Consider the following 18,866-nt stretch of genomic DNA (forward strand, 5'->3'; position numbering starts at 1 on the left):
GCCCCTGAACTAGATCAGTACTGCTCCCCCGAGCCACACGGCCGAGGCGAGCAACGCGCCGAACAGTTCCACCAGGATCGACAGCCCAGCTGCCTTGGTGGCGTGCACGGTCGATCGCCAGGCCTCGGAATGGTTGCGGTGCCTGGGTAGTTCGGCCACGTAGACGCCGGCGATGAAACCGATGAACAGTCCCACCACGGGAATGACGAAGAAGCCGACGATGCCGAGCAGGCCGCCGACGACGAGCGATCGCATCGGCACGCCGGCCTCCCGCATCCGACGGCCCGGCCAGGTGTACTTCACGACGCCGCTCAGAACCAGTAGCACCGTCGCGATGCCGAACACCGTCCACGCGGCGGCGCCGCCGGTCACCCATGCCCACACCGCAACAGCCGCAAAGATCAAGATGGTGCCCGGCAGAACGGGCACGACGATGCCGACGAGTCCGACCAGAATCACCAGGCCGACCAGTATTTCTCCGAGAGCGCTCATGGTGGTCAAGTGTGCACGCCGATCGCCGGTAAGTTGACGCCTGTGCCCCGAACCGCGACTTTCGAACGTCCTGTTTCCGGCGGCGACGCCCTGCTGTCCATCGGCAGCCTGCTCGTCGGTGCCATCGCTGTGGTGGCCGCGGTCGTGCTTCTCGTCGGTGTGTTCGACCTGAATTGGGTGCTCGGCTACGCCATTCCGCTGGCGACGGCGGTGTTCGCACTTGCCTTGTGGCAGTCGTTGAGTCGCCGCGGCTGGACGTGGAAGGACCTGCAGCTCTCGTCGGGCCCACGCTCGCTGTGGCACCTGCTGTGGGAAGTACCCGTCGCGTGGATCGCCGCCATGGGCGTCGGCATTGCACTCGCCGGCGCTGTCGACATAGCTCCCGCCTCCGATGCCGGCGGAAGCGCGTCGACCCTCGATGCACTCGACGTGGGTGTGGTCGCCGGCGCTCTCACCATCGTCTGCACTGTGCTGATCGCACCGGTACTCGAGGAAGTCCTCTTCCGTCGGGTGATATTCGGGTGGTTCGACACCCGAACACGATGGCAGATCGCGGTTCTCGGATCCGCGGTGTGTTTCGGGGCCGTCCACGTGCTGCCCGCCATCGTGCTGATCATGGTCTGCATAGGCTCTGCCGCGGCCCTGCTGGTTCGACTGCACCGATCGTTGATTCCGGGCATCGCACTGCACACGATGAACAACGCCCTTGCTACCGCGGCAGTGGTGGCCGCAATCTAGGTGCCGCTATCCAGACGGTCGGTCGTACCTTCCCGGCTGCCTCGCGGGCCCGGCTTCGCGCGGTCTCGATATCCGACGCGGTGGACACCGCAACACCCATTCGCCGCCGGACGAAGCTGGCGGGCTTGCCGAACAGTCGAAGGTCGGTTTCGGGAACCGCCAGGGCATCGGCGACGCCTTCGAATGCGATGCCGTCCGCATCGACACCGCCGTAGATGACCGCCGACGCTCCCGGCGAGAGCAGCGTCGTGTCGATCGGTAGCCCGAGAACGGCGCGGGCATGCAGCTCGAACTCCGAGAACCGTTGCGTACGAAGCGTTACCAGGCCGGTATCGTGCGGCCGGGGACTGACCTCGGAGAAGTAGACGTTGTCGCCCTGCACGAACAGCTCCACGCCGAACAGTCCCCGACCGCCGAGTGCCGTCGTGATTCTCTCGGCCACTTCGCGTGCCGACGCGAGTGCCGCGTCGGACATCGGTTGTGGCTGCCAGGATTCGATGTAGTCGCCCGACTCCTGCAGATGGCCGATCGGCTCGCAGAACGACGTCCCGTCGGTCGCGCGCACGGTGAGAAGTGTTATCTCGTAATCGAAATCGACGAATCCCTCGACGATGACGCGGCCGAGGTCCACCCGGCCACCCTTCAACGCGTAGTCCCACGCCGTCTCCACGTCGGCTTCGGTTCGTACCACCGACTGACCCTTGCCGGACGAGGACATCACCGGCTTGATGACGGCCGGGAAGCCGATGCGGGACAACGCTTGTCGGACCTCGTCCAGCGAGTCGGCGAACGCGTACGGCGAGGTCGGCAGGCCGAGTTCCTCGGCCGCGAGCCGTCTGATTCCTTCGCGGTTCATCGTCAATTGTGTTGCGCGCGCGGTAGGAATGACCACCGAGCGTCCTTTCGCCTCTACTTCGGCGAGCGCGTCGGTGGCGATGGCTTCGATCTCCGGGACGACGAAGTCCGGCTGTTGAGCATCGATCAGGGCCAGCAGCTCTTCGGGGTTGCTCATGTCGATCGTGTACGCGTGATGCGCCACCTGATGACCCGGGGCATTGTCGTAACGGTCGACGGCAATCACCTCGACACCGAGGCGCTGGAACGCGATGATGACCTCTTTGCCCAGCTCACCTGCCCCGAGGAGCATGACCCGGGTCGCACCGGGAGTCAGTGGAGTACCGATGCGGACGGGATCTGGGGCAGTCACAGCCCCATTATCCACACCCACATCACTTGGACGCCCTAGTACACGTTAGTCTCCATTCACTATCGCAGCTGACGAGTCGGAACGAGGCAACAAACGTGGCTAACACTGGTGGACCGCTCGCAGGGCTCCGCGTCGTCGAACTCGCTGGTATCGGGCCCGGCCCGCACGCAGCGCTGCTGCTCGCCGACCTCGGCGCAGACGTCGTCCGAGTCCAGCGCGCCGGACAGATCTCGTCCGAGGATCACCAGCTGCGCAGCCGCACGATCGTCGAGGCGAACCTCAAAGATCCCGCCGACATCGAGAAGGTCCTCGGCCTGATCGAACGCGCTGACGTCTTGATCGAAGGCTTCCGCCCCGGCGTCACCGAACGACTCGGACTCGGGCCCGACGACGCCCTCGCCCGAAACCCGCGCCTGGTCTACGGCCGCATGACGGGCTGGGGGCAGCAAGGCCCCTGGGCGCAGACCGCCGGCCACGACATCAACTACATCTCCGTCACGGGCGTCCTCAACGCCATCGGCCGCGACGGCGAACGACCGGTACCACCGATGAACATGGTCGGCGATTTCGGCGGCGGATCGATGTTCCTCGTCTTCGGCATCATGGCGGCACTGTACGAACGACAGAATTCGGGACAGGGCCAGGTCGTCGACGCGGCCATGGTCGACGGCACCGCGGCACTGTCGCACATGATCTGGGCCTGGCGAGGCGTCGGAGCATGGAGCGACGACCGCGGCGTCAACCTGCTCGACACCGGCGCGCCGTTCTACGACACGTACGAGACGTCCGACGGCAAGTACATGGCGGTCGGGTCCCTCGAACCGCAGTTCTACGCCCAGCTCGTGACCGGTCTCGGCCTCTCCGATGCTGACCTACCGTCACAGATGGACAAGTCGCGCTGGCCGGAACTGCGCGAGACGTTCACCGCGACATTCCTGACCAAGACCCGCGACGAATGGGCCGCGATCTTCGACGGCACCGACGCCTGCGTCTCCCCCGTCCTTACCTTCGCCGAGGCTCCGAACCACCGGCACATGAAGGACCGAGACTCACTCATCGACATCGGTGGCGTCACGCAGCACCGACCGGCACCGCGGTTCTCCCGCACCGAAAACGGCGTCCCGACGCCACCGCCGGCCACCGCCACCGACATCGCATCCGTCTGGGCCTAGTTGTTTGCGCCGAACTCGAAGTTATGGACGCTTTTCGGCTGATTTTCGTCCATAACTTCGAGTTCGCGGTCAGAACACCGCCGGTCAGAACACCAGGGCCGGCTGTTCGGATTCGACGCTCGGGGCCAAGGCTCGATACGCCGCGGCGGTGGCCGCGACTGCGGCCCGAAGCTCTTGCGGCTCACGGGTGTACGGCAGCCGAAGGTAACGCTCGAACGCACCCTCGACTCCGAACCGTGGACCCGCGGCCAACACTGCCCCGAATGCAGGCGCAGTAGCGGCCAGCGCACTCGATACCGGAGCGGGGAGCTGAAGCCACAGCGACATCCCGCCCTCCGAGCGCCGGTACTTCCACTCCGGAACATGTTCGGCCAGAGCATCTTCGAGCACATCTCGACGCTCGCGCAGCTGGGATCGACGGACCTCCAGAGCAGGTTCGGCATCCTGCAGCAGGAACGACGACGCCAGTTGATCGACGATCGAGGTACCGAGATCGTGTGCTGCTCGCGAGCCGGCGAGCTGCGACACGAGCGATGGATGCGCCCTGATCCATCCGATACGCAGTCCGCCCCAGAACGACTTCGACGCCGACCCGATCGTCACGATGTCCGATCCCGACACCCGCCCGAACGACGCGACCGGTGGCGGCGGTGGCGCATCGAGCCACAGGTCCACCATGGTTTCGTCGACGATGAGCGTCATCCGGGTATCGCGGGTGATGCGCGCGAGCTCGGCCCTCCCCTCCGCGTCGAGCATCTGCCCGGTGGGGTTGTGGAAGTCCGGAATCAAGTACGCCACCTTCGCGGCGGTTTGCCTTGCCGCACTGCGGATTCCGTCGAGATCCCAATCACCCTCGACCGGACGCACCGGCACCGGTACGGGCCGGGCACCGACGCGCCTGATGGCCTCGAGTGCGTTGGGGTACGTCGGGTGATCGATCAGGACGCGGTCGCCGGGCGAGGTCAGCGTACCCAGCAGCAACCGAACCGCCTGCTGCGCACCCGAAGTGACCATGATCTGATCGGCGGTGGTGGGCAACCCACGTTCGACGAAACGCTGCGCGATGGCCTCCCGCAGCACAGCCAGCCCGATGGGCTCCATACCGTGAGTGGGAAGATACGTCGGAAGTGCTTGCAGCGCAGACTCGTACGCTGCCGTCATCGTTCCGTCGGCCGCCGACATGGCCGCATGACTCATGTCCACCACCGGACCCGACGGTGACGTCGACTGAATCAGCATTCCGTTGGGGGTCGGCGCAGCAGGCAACGCCACAGTACTGCGCGATCCCTGCTTACTGATGAGATAACCCTCGTCGCGCAGCACCGAATACGAGGAGGTGATCGTGGTACGACTCAGATCGAGAGCAGCGGACAGATCGCGTTCACTCGGCAACCCGACACCCAACGGGATGCGGCCGTCGTGAATGAGCAGTCGAACTCCGTCTGCGAGAGCCCTGTACGTGGGACGGGAGGCCTTGCGCCTGCCGGATCCATCGGCCGACGCGTCGCCGCGCCAGCTTCCGAGATCTCGTGCCAGTGACGTCGCATTGAGCACTCTGGAGGCCATACAGCCCATATTCACCCACTGGCATCGAACTTTCAAGTCCATTGGTCGTTCGACTGGACTGCCTGTCGGCGTCCGGTGGATACTCGACCCATGCCCAGCAGCACCCTCTTCGACACGGCCATCGGGCGATGCGGTCTTGCCTGGAGCGCAGACGGCGTGATTGCCGTGGCACTACCCGAGCCGTCGGACGAGGCGATGCTCGATTACCTGGCCGGCTTTGCCGCTGGCCTAGGACCGGTCGACGCTCTCGCCGCGGACGCGATCGATCGAATCGTGGCGCTCCTCGCCGGCCGCGCCGTGGACATGAGCCCGATCCCGTTGGTGCTGAACGCATCGGCGTTCGACGCCTCGGTCTACGGCGTGTGCAGTGCGATCCCCAGGGGCGCGACGCTGACGTACGGAGATGTCGCGCGTCGACTCGGGCTGCCGGGTGCAGCACAGGCGGTGGGCGGGGCATTGGGCCGCAACCCGGTGCCGATCATCGTTCCGTGCCATCGCGTCCTCGGCGCGGGCCGAGAGGTCGGTGGCTTCTCCGCTCCAGGAGGGGCGAATACGAAACAACGAATTCTCGGCATCGAGGGCGTCGCCGGATTCGACGAGCCGACGCTGTTCTGAATTCATCGGTAATCGCCAAAGATACTTCTCGACCGAATAAATCAATGAAAAACAGGACTGAAGTTGGCTTTGTCAGCCAGATATGCCGACCGATGACATCGAGGCGTCGACAACGGAGACCGTCGCGGCGTCGGGACCCGGACTGACATCAGAATCCTCTTCTCTACCGCCGATGGTGAATGCGCCCGTATCCGGTAGCCAGCCGATCGCTCCCCGCTGAAACAGGTTGTAGCGTCCGGAACCAGTGGGCGTCGGGCGCTCGTTGCTGATCGGATAGCCAAGTGCGCCATAGGGTCCGCCGTGCGAGAGGTACCACTCCAGGATGGGTCCGTGCACTTCGTGCGCACCACCCTCGGGGAGGGCGAACACCATCGCGCGCGAGAACTCCAACATGCCGCCACCCTGAGGACCGAGCATGAATTCTCCGGTCTGCGCCCCGATCCACGAGTGTTCGTAAGCAAACCGATCGAATTGGTAGCTGAAAACTTCCAAGCCATTGTAATTTTCAGTCATCGACCGGCCCTCCGTCGCTTTACTTGGCCTCGATTATCCACCCGTTGCGCAAACGCGCACTCCGATTCGGAGATATATGTGGCGTCTCCGCTATTGGAGAAGGTCGAGAATCTCGGCGGGGACCTCATCCGTCGCTGCGGGGTCGACGACCGTTCGAGACCAGCTTCCACCCGACGCGTCCAGCCGAACCAACTGATCCGGTCCGAGCAACCACAGCTGATCCCCGGCCGCCCACTGCACGCCGTAGCCGTACGCCTCGCTCGAGGTAGCGGGAGCGCTGTACTGAACGATGTCGGCGGTGTCGACGATCTGCAACGTCGGAGAGCCGTCGACATCGACGACACGGGCAGCTGAGGCACCCGATGGGGACGACTTCGGTGCCGCAAGAATGGCAGGGGTCGTATTCGTAGTGGTAGTCGTTGTCGATGGCGGCGGCGGGACGGTCGTCGTCGATGTTGCGGGAACAGTCGTCGTCGCTGTTGCGGGAACAGTCGTCGCGGACGGAAGAACTGACGTAGTGGTCGGGGGAACAGTCGTGGTCGTTGCCGGAGGGGCGGTAGTGATGGCTGTCGACGTGGCCGGCGGCGCGGATTCGGTTGGTGTCGCAGGGGCGGGTGCGCTTCGGGCAGCGATGCCTGCCGTGGTGGACGACGGAGACCCGCAACTGCTTGTCACACCGAGCGCGAGATTGAGACGGGAGAATGAGTGAGTGCGGGAGCCTGTGGCCAAAAAATTTCCGACCTTGGCTTTCAGCGTCAATTGGTATGTACCAAGAGCGAGAAGTCCACCGATATTGGCTGAGCTGAACGTCGATGTGGTACCGGCAGAAGGGGCAACCTCGAATTGAGCTGTGGGAGCGCCCCCGACGGGCCCGAAGTCGAGGGTATACGTGTACGCGGAATTGGGATTCGGCCATGTGAAGATAACGGGAGTTAAAAGCCCACCGCCCCCGCACGTAAAACTAGCGGGCAGCACCACAGTCCCAGCTGTCAGGGTCGTCTTGGCGTAGGCGAGATCAGTGCTCGCTGCCAGGGTCGTCTCGGTCCGAGATATTCCTACCCCGATCGAACTCGCAGTGACCGTCACCAGCACTACGAATGCGACAACAGAGTGTTTCGCGGAAAGTTTTTCTACCGAAGAATGCTTGGGCGGGTTGGCCTTGCCGGAGGGTCGCCACGCGATCAGCATCAAAGATCCAGACAGTATCGCGCCGATCACCGACGCGTACGGGGTGCTCAACCACGTGACGAAATAACCCGCGTAGGGCACATTCACGAAGATGCGGTCGGCCTCGGTGATTATGTACGTGTCTGAATCGGCAATACTATTAGCGTCACCTTTCAGGACCAACTCAACGGTATTGCCATTGACGTCAACGATATCCGCAACCCTGTGGGTGATGTTGGTTCCGTCGGTACGCACAACGCTGATCACATCGCCGATAGCTATGTCTACGGCGGGAACGGTCTGAGCGAGTGCTAACGATCCGGTGTTCATCGCTGGTGCCATCGAACCGGATCGAAACACCAACGGGGTAACCCCGAACACGAGAGCAGCAACCGCGGCGGTCACGCATATCAGACCAAGGAGAGCACCGGTTGTCAGGGCGGCCTCCCTGATGGTGCCGCCCAGGCCCCTTTTTGTCTCAGGCACTGGACACCCCGGTCCCCGTGAAGAGCAAGACCAGCTCCGCGGTCGCCGCCTGGAATGTCGCTGGTGTCAGTAACGACAGACTCGCCTGTACACAGTAGTTCGCCGTTCCCGTTGCTGAACCTACTTGTCCCGCGGCCGTGCTCAGAGTTGCGGGCGTCAGTGGATTGGTGGGAACGGATGAGACAGAGGCTTGCCCGGTGCCGCCAACGCATATGCCGTCGGACACCGACCCGCCGGCCTGCGCGGTGACTGTGAGCCAGGGCAACAGCGTGCCGGAGCCGTACACCGTGACCCCATAGTTGAGTGCCAGCGAACCAGTGTTTCGAACTGCAATCACCTGAGCCACGCTCTTGCCTGGAAGTACCGAACCGGTCGTGAAGTTGTATGCGTTTACCGCGGTCAAACCTTCGTTGCCGTTGAGGTTGATATCGACTGTCCCAGTTGAGAATTCGCCAGAGCCCGCAGTCGCACTCGTTGACCATGCAGCCATCGTCCCGACCACGCCGAGACCGAGCACCATTCCGAGAGACAACAGTGCACGGAAGCGTGCACTGATCAGTATGCAGCCCAGCCGGCTCCGGCGGGATCGGGTCGCAGCGTGGGTGCCCATTACTTATCGATCTTCCGTGCGCGTTTCCACTCGATGCCCGCACCCACGAACTGAGAGAACGCGAACACCACCAGACCCGCAACGACGACGCCGACGAACACCGATCTGCGCTCACCCGTAATCCAGTTGTTGACGTATCCCATGTACGGAATGCTGTACCACACGGTGCCGCGAATCTGACCCGGCTTTACCGGATTGTCGTCGGGTGCGTTGTTGTTGTCGCCCTGCGTTATATAGAGCTGGTCCCCGTCTTTGTCGTAGGTTGTGGCGACAATTCTATGGGTGATGACGTCTGGCTCACCGGATTTGATCTGATAGGTCACCGATTGACCCACTCCTAGATTCTCGACATCGGCCTCGCGAACCACTATCAGACTGCCCGGCGGGTACGTGGGAATCATTGAAGACGTCAACACCGTATACGGCATTGCTCCGCTGAATTTCGGGACAACAATAGTCGCCAGCAGGATGGCTACAACGAAGAGCAGTACTACCCAAGACAGCACACGACCGAGCCACCAACGGGGGCCGCTGGCTTCGTCTTCGGTCGACTGCTCATCAGTAATCATGGATTGTTCTTCGCCTGTTGCGCTTGAAACGTAAATAAGTGGGTGTATTTGATCTGAACTTTGGGCGCTTGCACCAACGTCGATCGCACACAAATAGTAGTGGTTTCCAAAGCAGCCAGCGAAAGCCACGGCGACGTTCCCGCTACCGGAACGCTCGTCGCGACATCGGAATTGAGCAGGGTCGCAGACCCGGTCGGCAGTGTGCCGGTTGTAGGGCATGCAGCCGAATTCGCCACTCGGAGCAGATCCAAATGCACGGTCCCGGTACCGGCCGCGGTGAAGTTCACTTGGGCGGTCCCCAATCGAAACTTCAGGGGAATTGTGCCACCGTTCTTGATCAGGAGCGGACGCTGCACGAAATCGCCGGTCTGAATGAGGTTCGCAGGCTTCAAGTCGGTGAAAGGGTAAGCCGTCGACTGAACCGTGCCGGAACCTGCGGTCAACTGGAGCTTGCCGGTTCTGATCGTCGCCGCGTTCTGACCGGTCGCTTCGCTGCGCCATAACGCAGCGGTGGACTGCACTGACCCGAAGGCCAATGCAGCCACTACGACGATAAGCGCCGACACAAGCAGCGTCCTGTTCTCAGGAGACTTGATGCTCACTTCAGGCAAACGAAAGGATCAGGGGTTCGTGCGGGTCTGCTGGAGCACGACACGAAAATTGGCCAGGTTGACCGACGTATCTTGTCCGACAAGCAGTTCGGTCCCCGCGTTGAACGTGACCAACACCTTCACGGTGAGAATGTTCCCGTTATTGGCCGACGTCAAGACATTCGGGATCGGTTGACCCCCGATGGTCGTGGCGAGAGCGACGGTGACCTCGGTGGCCGAGATGCCCGTGCCGTAGGTGATCGACGCCGCATCCGGCACCAATGTGGCCTGAAGGTTGTTACCTTCCGCGTCAACGCGGTACGTGGCGTCGTAGGACAGCACGTCGCCCGGAACCAGGTTGAAGCTTCCGATCGTCACCGGATCGGTCTTGGGGCCGATCGGGGAAACGTCGGTCCACACGCCTGCAGCGACGGGCTCGAGCTTGAGAACGCCTGTCGAAATCGGTCCGAGCGGCAGAGTTTCGGTGTCACTCCACAGTGCGTACGAACCCGCACCACCGAGCAGCAGTACCACTGCAGCTCCTGCAGCAAGTGAACCCTTGGTTGCCTTGTTCATTCGATTTCGCTTTCTTCGGTGGCCGCAACGAACAGGCCGAGGAGGGGACCCGAGAGGGTCGGTGCCCATACGCCAAAAGGGCTGCGCAACAGGGTGCGTCGACCATTGTTTCTCCTAAACCGGACGGTCTGTTACCCCTCTCGGAATAAAAGTCCGAGAGTTTTCTTAGGCCCGATTTTGTGGACCGCCTCAATACCGGCAGTTACATCTACAGTAAGGCTGTAAAGATGAAGCGTCTCTGGAATCGGTCGAATCGGACTTTGCACGATGTCTGGACAGCGGCCGAAACCCGAAGAGACGACTGCGGGCCAGGGCAAAAATCCGACCTGAAGTTTTTTTGGCCCGATCGGCGAATCCGGGGGCTTCAGACCGCGGGGAGACAGCAAAAAGCCCCGAGGCATGACGCCTCGGGGCTTCGATCTTGCTGGTTCTCGCTACCGCAGAATGTCTCGGCGAACGATGGTCTCGTCCCGGCCCGGTCCCACACCGATGCACGACATGTACGCGCCCGACAGTTCCTCGAGACGCAAGACGTAGTTCTGCGCGTTGATCGGCAGTTCTTCGAATGTCCGGGCACCGGAGATGTCTTCCCACCAACCGGGCATTTCTTCGTAGATCGGCTTCGCGTGATGGAAGCCGGTCTGCGTCATCGGCATTTCGTCGTGACGGACGCCGTCGACGTCGTAGGCGACGCAGATGGGCACTGTGTCCAGGCTGGAGAGCACGTCGAGCTTGGTCAGGAAGTAGTCGGTGATGCCGTTGACGCGCGTGGCGTACCGAGCGATGACTGCGTCGAACCAGCCCGTACGTCGGGCGCGACCGGTGGTGACGCCCACTTCGCCGCCCTGCTTGGCCAGGTACTCACCGTGGTTGTCGAACAGCTCGGTGGGGAACGGACCCGAACCGACACGCGTCGTGTACGCCTTGAGGATGCCGAGCACCGTGGTGATCTTGTTCGGGCCGATGCCGGAGCCGACGGACGCGCCGCCTGCCGTCGGGTTCGACGACGTCACGTACGGATAGGTGCCGTGGTCGACGTCGAGCAACGTGCCCTGCGATCCCTCGAGCAGAATGGTGTCGCCACGCTCGAGCGCGAGGTTGAGCTGGAGGCGCGTATCGGTGATGCGGTGCTTGAATCCCTCGGCCTGCTCGAGCACCTCGTCGACGACCTGCTGCGGATCCAGCGCCCGGCGGTTGTAGATCTTCGAGAGCACCTGGTTCTTGAATTCCAGTGCGGCCTCGACCTTCTGGGTCAGGATCTTCTCGTCGAGCACATCTGCCGCACGCACACCGACACGGGCGAGCTTGTCCTGGTAGCACGGGCCGATGCCACGCCCGGTGGTGCCGATCTTCTTGGCTCCGAGGAACCGCTCGGTGACCTTGTCGATGGCCACGTGGTACGGCATGATCAGGTGCGCATCGGCGCTGAGCAGCAGGTTCGAGGTATCGACGGAACGCTTCTCGAGGCCGTCGAGCTCGGTGAGCAGCACACCCGGATCGACGACGACACCGTTACCGATGACGTTCTTGACGCCCGGCGTGAGAATGCCCGACGGGATCAGGTGCAGTGCGAACTTGTCGCCGTTGGGAAGGACGACGGTGTGGCCGGCGTTGTTGCCGCCTTGGTAGCGAACCACCCACTGAAGTCGTTCGCCGAACAGGTCGGTGGCTTTGCCTTTGCCTTCGTCGCCCCACTGGGCGCCGATCAGGACTATCGCCGGCATGTGCTCTCCTACGTTGCTTTCGTGCAAGGACGTGCTGCAGATGTACTCGAGCGAATGCAGCAGTCACCATTCGTCGCAGGCGCGACAGTGGCCGGGGGAACAGTCTAGCCGAGGCGGTGAGCTGGCCCGCATGCCGCTACGGTCGACGCCGAACGAGGGCACTATGGTCGTGACGAGGATTCATCGGAAGATCTAGGAGCGCCGTGACACCGTTCGTTCTGCAGTGCGGCAACCCGCTGCTGCCGATCACGCTGACCGACGTCCCACTGCGCAACGCCGACGCAGTACCGACCGACGACGACTGCAGCGCGATATTCTCCGACATCGAATCCGCCCCCGAGCCACGCATCATCGTCCTGGGCGACGATGCATCCCTCGCCGCGCTGCTGACGCGCTTGATGCGCACCGAACGGCTGCACGTCGAGGTCGCGTTCGTGCCGGAGAACGCGACCGATGCCGCGCACATCTACAAGCTGGGCACCGGGTCACGTGCCGCCAAGGTCGCCCTGACGGGTACGGCGTCGAGCACACCCCTCATCCGCGACGATGCAGGCAAGGCCGTCGTCGGGAGGGCACTGCTCGGCGGTGCCGACGGAACCGACCTCGAGGGCGAGGCCTACGTCGACGACACCCGGTTGTTCTCGGGAGTCGTACCAGGCGTCGAGGTTGCCCCCACCCCGGACATGCCGGGCCTTCGCGCCCGCGTGGTCAGCCGTCGCCGGTTCCTCCCGCGCCGATGGGTGAGCGGACGCGCGATGCAACTCGGCTCACCCGCCGCCGAACTGACGCGCGACGGCATCGCCGGCGGCAAGACGGTGAAGAGGTCGACCTTCTACCGCCACCATCAGGAGTGGTTGTTGGTCCGATGACCGTTCCGCTGCGGCGCAGTCCCGTCCTGCCGAGCCCGATCTTCGTCGCGGTGCTCGCCGTTGCCGGAATCGGCGGTGCCCTTGCCTGGACGGCGGAAGACGTCACGTCCGTCGCCGCGCGCATCGGGGTGTTCGTACTCGTTCTCGCCGGGTGGATCGCGTCGGTGTGCCTGCACGAATTCGGACACGCCTACACCGCGTTTCGAGCCGGTGATCGCGAAGTCGAGCTCCGGGGCTACCTGACCTTGAACCCGCTGAAGTACACCCACCCGCTGCTGTCCATCGTTCTCCCGGTGGTGTTCATCGCGATCGGCGGAATCGGCCTGCCCGGCGGTGCCGTCTATCTGCGCACCGGCCAGTTCTCGGCGTCGACCCAACGGCGCATCGCACTGGCCGGCCCGTTCGCGAATGCCGTTCTCGCCGTTGTTCTTCTGACGATCATCAAACTGTTCGGCACCGACGGCACCAACGCCGCTTTCTGGTACGGGCTCAGCTTCCTGGCGTTCCTGCAGATCATGGCCACGATCCTCAACCTGATCCCGGTGCCCGGACTCGACGGATACGCCGCCCTCGAACCCTCGCTCTCACCCACCACCCGAGCGTCGCTGAACCAGTTCAAGGGATACGGAATTCTCGTCCTCGTTGCGCTGCTCTTCGTACCGGCCGTCAACGCCGCCTTCTTCGGAGCGATCTACACCCTGTTCGGATTGTCGGGGGTCCCCGAGTTCTTCGCCGGCAACGGCAACTACCTGATGCGATTCTGGGCCTGACAGTTGGTTCGTCCGCGTCAGCGGCGGGCAACACTGCACGATATCGAGCGCAATCGGCGGGATTCCGAACATTCGGGCAGGTTCCGTGCAACCGCTCCCGTTCGTGTCGGTGGTCGCTCGCATAATGTGCGCATGACGACGTGGAACGAATTCTCGGCAGCGGCCCCGACACTCGCGTCGGCGGTGCGGGCTCGATTCACCGCGCACAAGCATCATGTTCTCGCGACGCTACGAACAGATGGCTCACCACGCGTCAGCGGAACCGAGGTGGAGTTCGTGGACACCGGGGTGCTGCGACTCGGCTCGATGCTCGGTGCCGCCAAAGCGCGAGATCTCCAGCGCGACGGCCGATTCGCACTGCACAGCAATCCCGGTCACCATTCGATGGAGGGCGGCGACGCGAAGATCAGCGGAATCGCCGCAGAGATCACCGATCCTGCTGTGCTGCAACCGATATTCGACGCGGCTCCCGGCGAACTCGTGCCGTATCACGTGTTCGATCTCGACATCGGCGAAGTGGTACTGACGTCACTGGTGGACGATCACATGCAGATCGACGTCTGGCGTCCGGGAACCGAGGTACGCACCGTCACCAGGTGAGCTCTTCCTTGCAGGTTCGGCCGTGTGCGGTCGGCTCGACCTGCACGGTGGCGTGGTCGAGTCCGTAGGTCGACAGCAGCGAGCGCGCGCGATCGAGCACCATCGACGACGACCCCTCGCATTCCAGGTGCACAGTGGCCACGTCCATTCCGGTGGTCAGAGTCCACACATGCAGGTCGTGCACTCCCGTCACTCCGGGAAGGGCGCTCAGATCTCCGGTCAACGCGTCCACGTCGACGTCGGCAGGACTCGCCTGAGTGAGGATGCGCAGTGCCGACCCGGCGAGCTTGATCGCACGCGGCACCACCCACAGAGAGATGAGCACGCCGACGACGATGTCGACCCAGGTCCACCCGAACACCAGCATGAGCACACCGCCCACCAACACACCGACGCTGCCGACGGCGTCGGCCAGCACCTCCATGTAGGCACCACGAACGGCCAGGGAATCCTTCGCATCGCCGCGGATGAGCATCATGACGACGATGTTCGCGGCGAGACCGGCCGCGGCGGTGAGAATCAGCGGAAGACCGGGAATCTCGGGTGCGTCGCCGATGCGAGATATCGCCTCGTACATGATGAACGCCGCAACGCCCAGCAGCAGAACAGCATTCGCGATTGCGGTGAGCACCTCGGCACGGTGCCAACCGAATGTCCTTGCCGCTGCGGCACTTCCCTTTCGCGCAAGGACGAGAGCGATCAAGCCCATCGACATCCCGAGTACGTCGGTGAGCATGTGGCCGGCATCGGCGAGCAGTCCGAGCGAGCCGATGGCCAGCGCCACGGTCAGTTCGACCACCAGGAACACCACCAGAACGGCCAACGCCACGATCATCTTGCGAACCCGAGATCTGGGCGGTCCAGCGCCGTCGGGCGAATGACCACCCACGCCGTGGCTGTGTCCGTGACCCGCGCCCATGACTCCCCCTCGTGACTGCAACGACTTCAGGCAGTCACCATATGCGTACATACGCATATATGCAACGGTGTGCTCGGGTCACAACTCCGGCGGGACGTGCGGATGCTTGACCGTCGGCGGCAGAGTCGCCAGCGCAGAGATGCGCTTGAGCCCGGCGACCTGCAACAGATCGACGATGATCGACCGCAACTGAGCGAGCACCACCGTCGCCGACAACCCGGCGTTCGAGATCAGTTCCGGCTTCGCTCCGGCAGCGACCGACCGCAACACCCGCGCGGCCTCCGCCGCATCCGGCTTCTGCCCCGGATCGGCGAGAATCATCTGGCGTAGGACTTCCACCGCATGCGCCAGCTTCTCCACCTCGTCGACCACCCGCGGATCGAGAATTTCGTCGTCGCGCACCAAGGTCAGCGACCGCCGTGCCAGCACCCGGATGTTGCGAACCGCGTTGTCGATGGGGTCGGCCGTCGCTGCCAGGGCCGCCAACCGGTTGCGGTGACTCCAGTACATCGGCGAGATCCGCGCGATCTCCCGGCCGCCCTTGAGATCGGTCCGCAGGGCATCGATGCCGGACTGCGTCGCCCGAGCCTTGCGCAACGCATCCTCGATGGGCTTCGGATCGTTGGCCACCAACCCGTCGGCCACCTTCTGCAACACGCTCGCCGCGGTCGCCAACACGTTCGCCGCATCCTTACGCGCCCGCCACACCGGATGCGTCGGAATCAACGCCACGATCGCGATGCCCACCAGACCACCGACCAACGCGTCGACCATGCGGTTGGGGCCACCCATGTTGCCCGGCGGAATGAGGGTCGCCACCAGCACCGCGGACGATCCGGCCTGCATCGCGATGATGGGACCACCGTCGAGGAACACCGCAGCCGACATCGCCAACACGACCACCAGCGCGATCTGCCACGGCCCACTACCGATCAGCGAGATCAACAGATCGCCGACGCCGATGCCGACCGTCACGCCGGCCACCAGCTCGGCCGATCGACGCAACCGTGCCCCGAGGGACACACCGAGCGAGACGACGGCCGCAATGGGCGCGAAGAACGGTCGTTCGTGACCGACGAGATCCGTGGCGACGAACCACGCGACCCCGGCCGCCAACGCGCACTGCACGATGGGCAACAGCGATAACCGCAGGCGCTCGGTACCCGCCTTCATCCGGGTTCGGCCACGCGTCCGGCTCGCGCGGGCCCGATCAGCCCAGGCCGAGCGCTTCCGCTGCTTTGGGGTCACAGTCTTCGAGGAGGTCGAGGCAGCGGGCGTACTCGTCGTGCTCGCCGATGTCGCGGGCGGCTTTGGCGAGGACTGCGACGCATCGGAGGAATCCGCGGTTGGGCTCATGGCTGTACGGGACCGGCCCGAATCCCTTCCATCCGTTACGACGCAACTGGTCAAGACCTCGGTGGTAACCGGTACGCGCATATGCGTACGCGGTGATGGTGGCACCCGATTCGAGAGCGGCCTCGGCGAGGTACGCCCACGCGATCGACGCCGTCGGATGGGCCGCAGCAACCGTCTCGGGAGCCTCGTGATTCAGCAGTGCGGATTCGGCCTCGTCGTCGCCGGGCAACAGCGTTGGTTGAGGTCCGAGCAGATCACCGAAAGAAGTCATGGCGATCATTGTGCCCCTACGTCACCCAATCGTGTCCGAACACCCCCGGCGGCGCTGACGCTGCGCTGCACACGCGGTCGATAGGCTGCCAGCTGACGAAATTTCGGACTTACAGCTTTCGAGGAATTCGGTGAACGAGGGAGAACGCATGCCGGACGAGAAGAAGAATGCGACCCCCGAGGCCGACACGACCAAGATCGACCTGAACAAGAAGAAGCCGGCCGACGAATCGACGGACGCCCCCACCGAGAAGATCGCCGCAACTGAGGCCGATTCGCCGGTAGCTGCGCCTCGAAAAGCCGAGCCCCAGAAGATTGCGCCCCAGAAGATCGCGCCCAGAAAGATCGAACCGCAGAAGGCTCGGCCCCAGCCGGTCGGCCCACGCCGCGTCGGACCGCCGGCTGCGGAGTCGAGCAAGCCGAGTCACAAGAAGTGGTGGGCGGCGCTCATCGCAGCGGTCGTGGTGATCGCGGGCGTCGCGACGGCAGCATTCCTGCTCGTCGACCGCGGTGGCGTCGAGGACTCACCGGAAGCGCAGATTCGCACAACCGTCGAGTCGTTCACCAGGGCGCTGGCCGCCGGAGATCTGGCCACGCTGCGCAGTACGTCCTGCGGAGACCTGGCGACGTTCTACCGCGACATCCCGGACACGGAGTTCGCCGACGTGCATCGGGTGTCCGTGGAGCAGGGCAACATCCCGACCGTCGACAGCATCGACGCCATCCAGGTCACCGACGACACCACGGCGATCGCCCAGGTCATCGCCCACACGGACGCCAACCCGAACGATCGCTCGCCGCGCACCTTCGACCTGAGCCTCGACGGCGATCAGTGGAAGGTGTGCAGCTGAGTACCCATGTGAGTGGAACTTCGTAGTGGGCTACGAGGTTCCGCTCACATGGGGCGCAGCCGCTTATCCGGCGCTGACGCTGCGTCCGGCCGACTTCAGGTCGTTGCAGGCCTCGATCACGCGGGCCGTCATTCCGGCCTCGGCCTTCTTGAGGTAGCTGCGCGGGTCGTAGGCCTTCTTGTTGCCCACCTCGCCGTCGATCTTGAGCACACCGTCGTAGTTGGAGAAGAAGTGTCCGGCGATGGGGCGGCTGAATGCGTACTGGGTGTCGGTGTCGACGTTCATCTTCACAGTTCCGTACTCGAGCGCCTCTTCGATTTCGCTCTTCGCCGAGCCCGATCCGCCATGGAAGACGAAGTCGAACGGCTTCGAGCCCGATGCCAGACCGAGCTTCTCGCTGGCCACACGCTGACCGTCGGCGAGAACGGACGGCTTGAGCTTGACGTTGCCCGGCTTGTAGACGCCGTGCACGTTGCCGAAGGTGGCCGCCAGCAGGTAGCGCGAGCCGGCGTCTCCGGCACCGAGTGCCTCGACGGTCTTGAGGAAGTCCTCGTTCGACGTGTACAGCTTGTCGTTGATCTCGGCCTCGACGCCGTCTTCTTCGCCGCCGACGACGCCGATCTCGATCTCCAGGATGATCTTCGCGGCCGCAGCGCGGGCCAGCAGATCCTTGGCGATCTCCAGGTTCTCGTCGATCGGTACGGCCGATCCGTCCCACATGTGCGACTGGAACAGCGGGTTCTTGCCGGCGTCGACGCGCTCCTGCGAGATCGCGAGCAGCGGACGCACGTAGGTGTCCAGCTTGTCCTTGGGGCAGTGGTCGGTGTGCAGCGCGATGGTGACGTCGTATTCGGCGGCCACGACGTGGGCGAACTCGGCGAGTGCGACAGCGCCGGTGACCATGCTCTTCACACCCAGGCCGGAGCCGAATTCTGCGCCGCCGGTCGAGAACTGGATGATGCCGTCGCTACCCGCGTCGGCGAAGCCTTTGATGGCGGCGTTGATGGACTCGGAACCCACACAGTTGATTGCGGGGAAGGCGAACTTGTGTTCCTTCGCCCGGCCCAGCATCTCGGCGTAGACCTCGGGAGTTGCGATAGGCACGGCGTCATTCCTCCATTGAAAGTTCGATTGTGTCCTGTGCAGTATGGCAACCTCCGGGCTCGGTGTCGTGCGTACCCGCACCCCAAGGTCATTCCGCAGGCT

22 protein-coding genes are annotated in these 18,866 nt (G+C 63.7%); 8 read left to right on the plus strand and 14 right to left on the minus strand.

What is annotated here, in order from left to right; genetic code table 11:
• Window positions 1–9: 9 nt before the first annotated feature.
• The gene (locus E4P29_RS02510) at window positions 10–492 is read right to left on the minus strand and encodes a DUF456 domain-containing protein (protein ID WP_135041585.1); all 483 of its coding nucleotides are present in this window, start codon (window positions 490–492) and stop codon (window positions 10–12) included.
• A 42-nt stretch (window positions 493–534) separates the two neighbouring features.
• Here E4P29_RS02510 and E4P29_RS02515 point away from each other — a divergent pair, with 42 nt between their 5' ends.
• A complete protein-coding gene (locus E4P29_RS02515; RefSeq protein ID WP_135041587.1) occupies window positions 535–1,230 on the plus strand; it encodes a type II CAAX endopeptidase family protein in 696 nt (231 codons plus the stop codon).
• On the opposite strand, the gene purT is transcribed toward E4P29_RS02515, so the two are convergent.
• Window positions 1,202–2,437 carry a formate-dependent phosphoribosylglycinamide formyltransferase gene (gene purT / locus E4P29_RS02520; protein WP_135041589.1) on the minus strand — a complete coding sequence of 412 codons (1,236 nt, stop codon included), beginning with the start codon at window positions 2,435–2,437 and terminating at the stop codon, window positions 1,202–1,204. The two genes, E4P29_RS02515 and purT, sit on opposite strands and share 29 nt — an antisense overlap.
• Window positions 2,438–2,532: 95 nt before the next feature.
• Between purT and E4P29_RS02525 the strand changes: the two genes are divergently transcribed.
• The gene (locus tag E4P29_RS02525; RefSeq protein WP_135041591.1) at window positions 2,533–3,609 is read left to right on the plus strand and encodes a CaiB/BaiF CoA-transferase family protein; all 1,077 of its coding nucleotides are present in this window, start codon (window positions 2,533–2,535) and stop codon (window positions 3,607–3,609) included.
• Between the two features lie 84 nt (window positions 3,610–3,693).
• On the opposite strand, the gene E4P29_RS02530 is transcribed toward E4P29_RS02525, so the two are convergent.
• A complete protein-coding gene (locus tag E4P29_RS02530) occupies window positions 3,694–5,175 on the minus strand; it encodes a PLP-dependent aminotransferase family protein (RefSeq protein ID WP_135041593.1) in 1,482 nt (493 codons plus the stop codon).
• A gap of 90 nt (window positions 5,176–5,265) precedes the next feature.
• On the opposite strand from E4P29_RS02530, the gene E4P29_RS02535 reads away from it, so the two are divergent.
• Entirely contained in the window at window positions 5,266–5,790 is a 525-nt protein-coding gene (locus E4P29_RS02535) for a methylated-DNA--[protein]-cysteine S-methyltransferase (RefSeq protein WP_135041595.1), read from the plus strand.
• Between the two features lie 72 nt (window positions 5,791–5,862).
• Here the strand turns inward: E4P29_RS02535 and E4P29_RS02540 are convergent, their stop codons facing one another.
• Both E4P29_RS02540 and E4P29_RS26235 read right to left on the minus strand, forming a co-directional pair.
• Complete coding sequence (locus E4P29_RS02540) at window positions 5,863–6,303, minus strand: hypothetical protein (protein ID WP_135041597.1); 441 nt, start codon at window positions 6,301–6,303, stop codon at window positions 5,863–5,865.
• A gap of 90 nt (window positions 6,304–6,393) precedes the next feature.
• Window positions 6,394–6,618: a hypothetical protein gene (locus E4P29_RS26235; RefSeq protein WP_245154116.1), complete on the minus strand. Its 225-nt coding sequence runs from the start codon at window positions 6,616–6,618 to the stop codon at window positions 6,394–6,396.
• 73 nt (window positions 6,619–6,691) lie between these two features.
• Here E4P29_RS26235 and E4P29_RS26240 point away from each other — a divergent pair, with 73 nt between their 5' ends.
• Window positions 6,692–7,012 carry a hypothetical protein gene (locus tag E4P29_RS26240; RefSeq protein WP_245154117.1) on the plus strand — a complete coding sequence of 107 codons (321 nt, stop codon included), beginning with the start codon at window positions 6,692–6,694 and terminating at the stop codon, window positions 7,010–7,012.
• Between the two features lie 936 nt (window positions 7,013–7,948).
• Here the strand turns inward: E4P29_RS26240 and E4P29_RS02550 are convergent.
• The 5 genes from E4P29_RS02550 to E4P29_RS02570 form a co-directional block, all read right to left on the minus strand.
• Complete coding sequence (locus E4P29_RS02550) at window positions 7,949–8,566, minus strand: SipW-dependent-type signal peptide-containing protein (RefSeq protein ID WP_135041601.1); 618 nt, start codon at window positions 8,564–8,566, stop codon at window positions 7,949–7,951.
• A complete protein-coding gene (locus E4P29_RS02555) occupies window positions 8,566–9,135 on the minus strand; it encodes a signal peptidase I (RefSeq protein ID WP_135041603.1) in 570 nt (189 codons plus the stop codon). The genes E4P29_RS02550 and E4P29_RS02555 overlap by 1 nt, the downstream gene beginning before the upstream one ends.
• Window positions 9,132–9,737 carry a hypothetical protein gene (locus E4P29_RS02560; protein WP_135041605.1) on the minus strand — a complete coding sequence of 202 codons (606 nt, stop codon included), beginning with the start codon at window positions 9,735–9,737 and terminating at the stop codon, window positions 9,132–9,134. Before E4P29_RS02560 ends, E4P29_RS02555 begins: the two co-directional genes overlap by 4 nt.
• Window positions 9,738–9,755: 18 nt before the next feature.
• Complete coding sequence (locus tag E4P29_RS02565) at window positions 9,756–10,301, minus strand: alternate-type signal peptide domain-containing protein (RefSeq protein ID WP_167735356.1); 546 nt, start codon at window positions 10,299–10,301, stop codon at window positions 9,756–9,758.
• A 434-nt stretch (window positions 10,302–10,735) separates the two neighbouring features.
• Window positions 10,736–12,025 (minus strand): adenylosuccinate synthase, encoded by a 1,290-nt coding sequence (locus E4P29_RS02570; RefSeq protein ID WP_135041609.1) that lies wholly within the window; start codon window positions 12,023–12,025, stop codon window positions 10,736–10,738.
• A gap of 203 nt (window positions 12,026–12,228) precedes the next feature.
• On the opposite strand from E4P29_RS02570, the gene E4P29_RS02575 reads away from it, so the two are divergent.
• The 3 genes from E4P29_RS02575 (at window position 12,229) to E4P29_RS02585 (ending at window position 14,264) form a co-directional block, all read left to right on the plus strand.
• Complete coding sequence (locus tag E4P29_RS02575) at window positions 12,229–12,894, plus strand: hypothetical protein (protein ID WP_167735357.1); 666 nt, start codon at window positions 12,229–12,231, stop codon at window positions 12,892–12,894.
• Window positions 12,891–13,664 (plus strand): site-2 protease family protein, encoded by a 774-nt coding sequence (locus E4P29_RS02580; RefSeq protein ID WP_135041612.1) that lies wholly within the window; start codon window positions 12,891–12,893, stop codon window positions 13,662–13,664. Before E4P29_RS02575 ends, E4P29_RS02580 begins: the two co-directional genes overlap by 4 nt.
• Window positions 13,665–13,796: 132 nt before the next feature.
• Window positions 13,797–14,264 carry a pyridoxamine 5'-phosphate oxidase family protein gene (locus E4P29_RS02585; RefSeq protein WP_167735358.1) on the plus strand — a complete coding sequence of 156 codons (468 nt, stop codon included), beginning with the start codon at window positions 13,797–13,799 and terminating at the stop codon, window positions 14,262–14,264.
• Here E4P29_RS02585 and E4P29_RS02590 read toward each other — a convergent pair.
• From E4P29_RS02590 to E4P29_RS02600, 3 genes are all read right to left on the minus strand, one after another.
• Window positions 14,254–15,183, minus strand: coding sequence for a cation diffusion facilitator family transporter (locus E4P29_RS02590; RefSeq protein WP_027494299.1), 930 nt, complete (start codon window positions 15,181–15,183; stop codon window positions 14,254–14,256). The genes E4P29_RS02585 and E4P29_RS02590 overlap by 11 nt on opposite strands.
• Window positions 15,184–15,261: 78 nt before the next feature.
• Entirely contained in the window at window positions 15,262–16,356 is a 1,095-nt protein-coding gene (locus E4P29_RS02595; protein WP_094694098.1) for an FUSC family protein, read from the minus strand.
• 37 nt (window positions 16,357–16,393) lie between these two features.
• On the minus strand, window positions 16,394–16,810 hold the full coding sequence (locus E4P29_RS02600) for a DUF3151 domain-containing protein (protein ID WP_027494301.1): 417 nt from the start codon (window positions 16,808–16,810) through the stop codon (window positions 16,394–16,396).
• Between the two features lie 148 nt (window positions 16,811–16,958).
• Between E4P29_RS02600 and E4P29_RS02605 the strand changes: the two genes are divergently transcribed.
• Entirely contained in the window at window positions 16,959–17,660 is a 702-nt protein-coding gene (locus tag E4P29_RS02605; protein WP_135041614.1) for a hypothetical protein, read from the plus strand.
• Window positions 17,661–17,723: 63 nt separating this feature from the next.
• Here E4P29_RS02605 and fbaA read toward each other — a convergent pair whose 3' ends face one another.
• Window positions 17,724–18,764 carry a class II fructose-bisphosphate aldolase gene (gene fbaA / locus E4P29_RS02610; RefSeq protein WP_027494302.1) on the minus strand — a complete coding sequence of 347 codons (1,041 nt, stop codon included), beginning with the start codon at window positions 18,762–18,764 and terminating at the stop codon, window positions 17,724–17,726.
• Window positions 18,765–18,866 lie beyond the last annotated feature (102 nt).

The sequence above is a fragment of the Rhodococcus sp. 1R11 genome (assembly GCF_004563845.1).
Taxonomy (GTDB): domain Bacteria; phylum Actinomycetota; class Actinomycetes; order Mycobacteriales; family Mycobacteriaceae; genus Rhodococcoides.

What these genes read in the sequence shown, in the direction of transcription:
- E4P29_RS02510 (WP_135041585.1), bottom strand. Translation starts at nt 492, where the DNA reads ATGAGCGCTCTCGGAGAAATACTGGTCGGCCTGGTGATTCTGGTCGGA.
- E4P29_RS02530 (WP_135041593.1), bottom strand. Translation starts at nt 5,175, where the DNA reads ATGGCCTCCAGAGTGCTCAATGCGACGTCACTGGCACGAGATCTCGGA.
- E4P29_RS02535 (WP_135041595.1), top strand. Translation starts at nt 5,266, where the DNA reads ATGCCCAGCAGCACCCTCTTCGACACGGCCATCGGGCGATGCGGTCTT.
- E4P29_RS02540 (WP_135041597.1), bottom strand. Translation starts at nt 6,303, where the DNA reads ATGACTGAAAATTACAATGGCTTGGAAGTTTTCAGCTACCAATTCGAT.
- E4P29_RS26240 (WP_245154117.1), top strand. Translation starts at nt 6,692, where the DNA reads ATGGCAGGGGTCGTATTCGTAGTGGTAGTCGTTGTCGATGGCGGCGGC.
- E4P29_RS02550 (WP_135041601.1), bottom strand. Translation starts at nt 8,566, where the DNA reads ATGGGCACCCACGCTGCGACCCGATCCCGCCGGAGCCGGCTGGGCTGC.
- E4P29_RS02555 (WP_135041603.1), bottom strand. Translation starts at nt 9,135, where the DNA reads ATGATTACTGATGAGCAGTCGACCGAAGACGAAGCCAGCGGCCCCCGT.
- E4P29_RS02565 (WP_167735356.1), bottom strand. Translation starts at nt 10,301, where the DNA reads ATGAACAAGGCAACCAAGGGTTCACTTGCTGCAGGAGCTGCAGTGGTA.
- E4P29_RS02570 (WP_135041609.1), bottom strand. Translation starts at nt 12,025, where the DNA reads ATGCCGGCGATAGTCCTGATCGGCGCCCAGTGGGGCGACGAAGGCAAA.
- E4P29_RS02580 (WP_135041612.1), top strand. Translation starts at nt 12,891, where the DNA reads ATGACCGTTCCGCTGCGGCGCAGTCCCGTCCTGCCGAGCCCGATCTTC.
- E4P29_RS02585 (WP_167735358.1), top strand. Translation starts at nt 13,797, where the DNA reads ATGACGACGTGGAACGAATTCTCGGCAGCGGCCCCGACACTCGCGTCG.
- E4P29_RS02590 (WP_027494299.1), bottom strand. Translation starts at nt 15,183, where the DNA reads ATGGGCGCGGGTCACGGACACAGCCACGGCGTGGGTGGTCATTCGCCC.
- E4P29_RS02595 (WP_094694098.1), bottom strand. Translation starts at nt 16,356, where the DNA reads ATGAAGGCGGGTACCGAGCGCCTGCGGTTATCGCTGTTGCCCATCGTG.
- E4P29_RS02600 (WP_027494301.1), bottom strand. Translation starts at nt 16,810, where the DNA reads ATGACTTCTTTCGGTGATCTGCTCGGACCTCAACCAACGCTGTTGCCC.
- E4P29_RS02605 (WP_135041614.1), top strand. Translation starts at nt 16,959, where the DNA reads ATGCCGGACGAGAAGAAGAATGCGACCCCCGAGGCCGACACGACCAAG.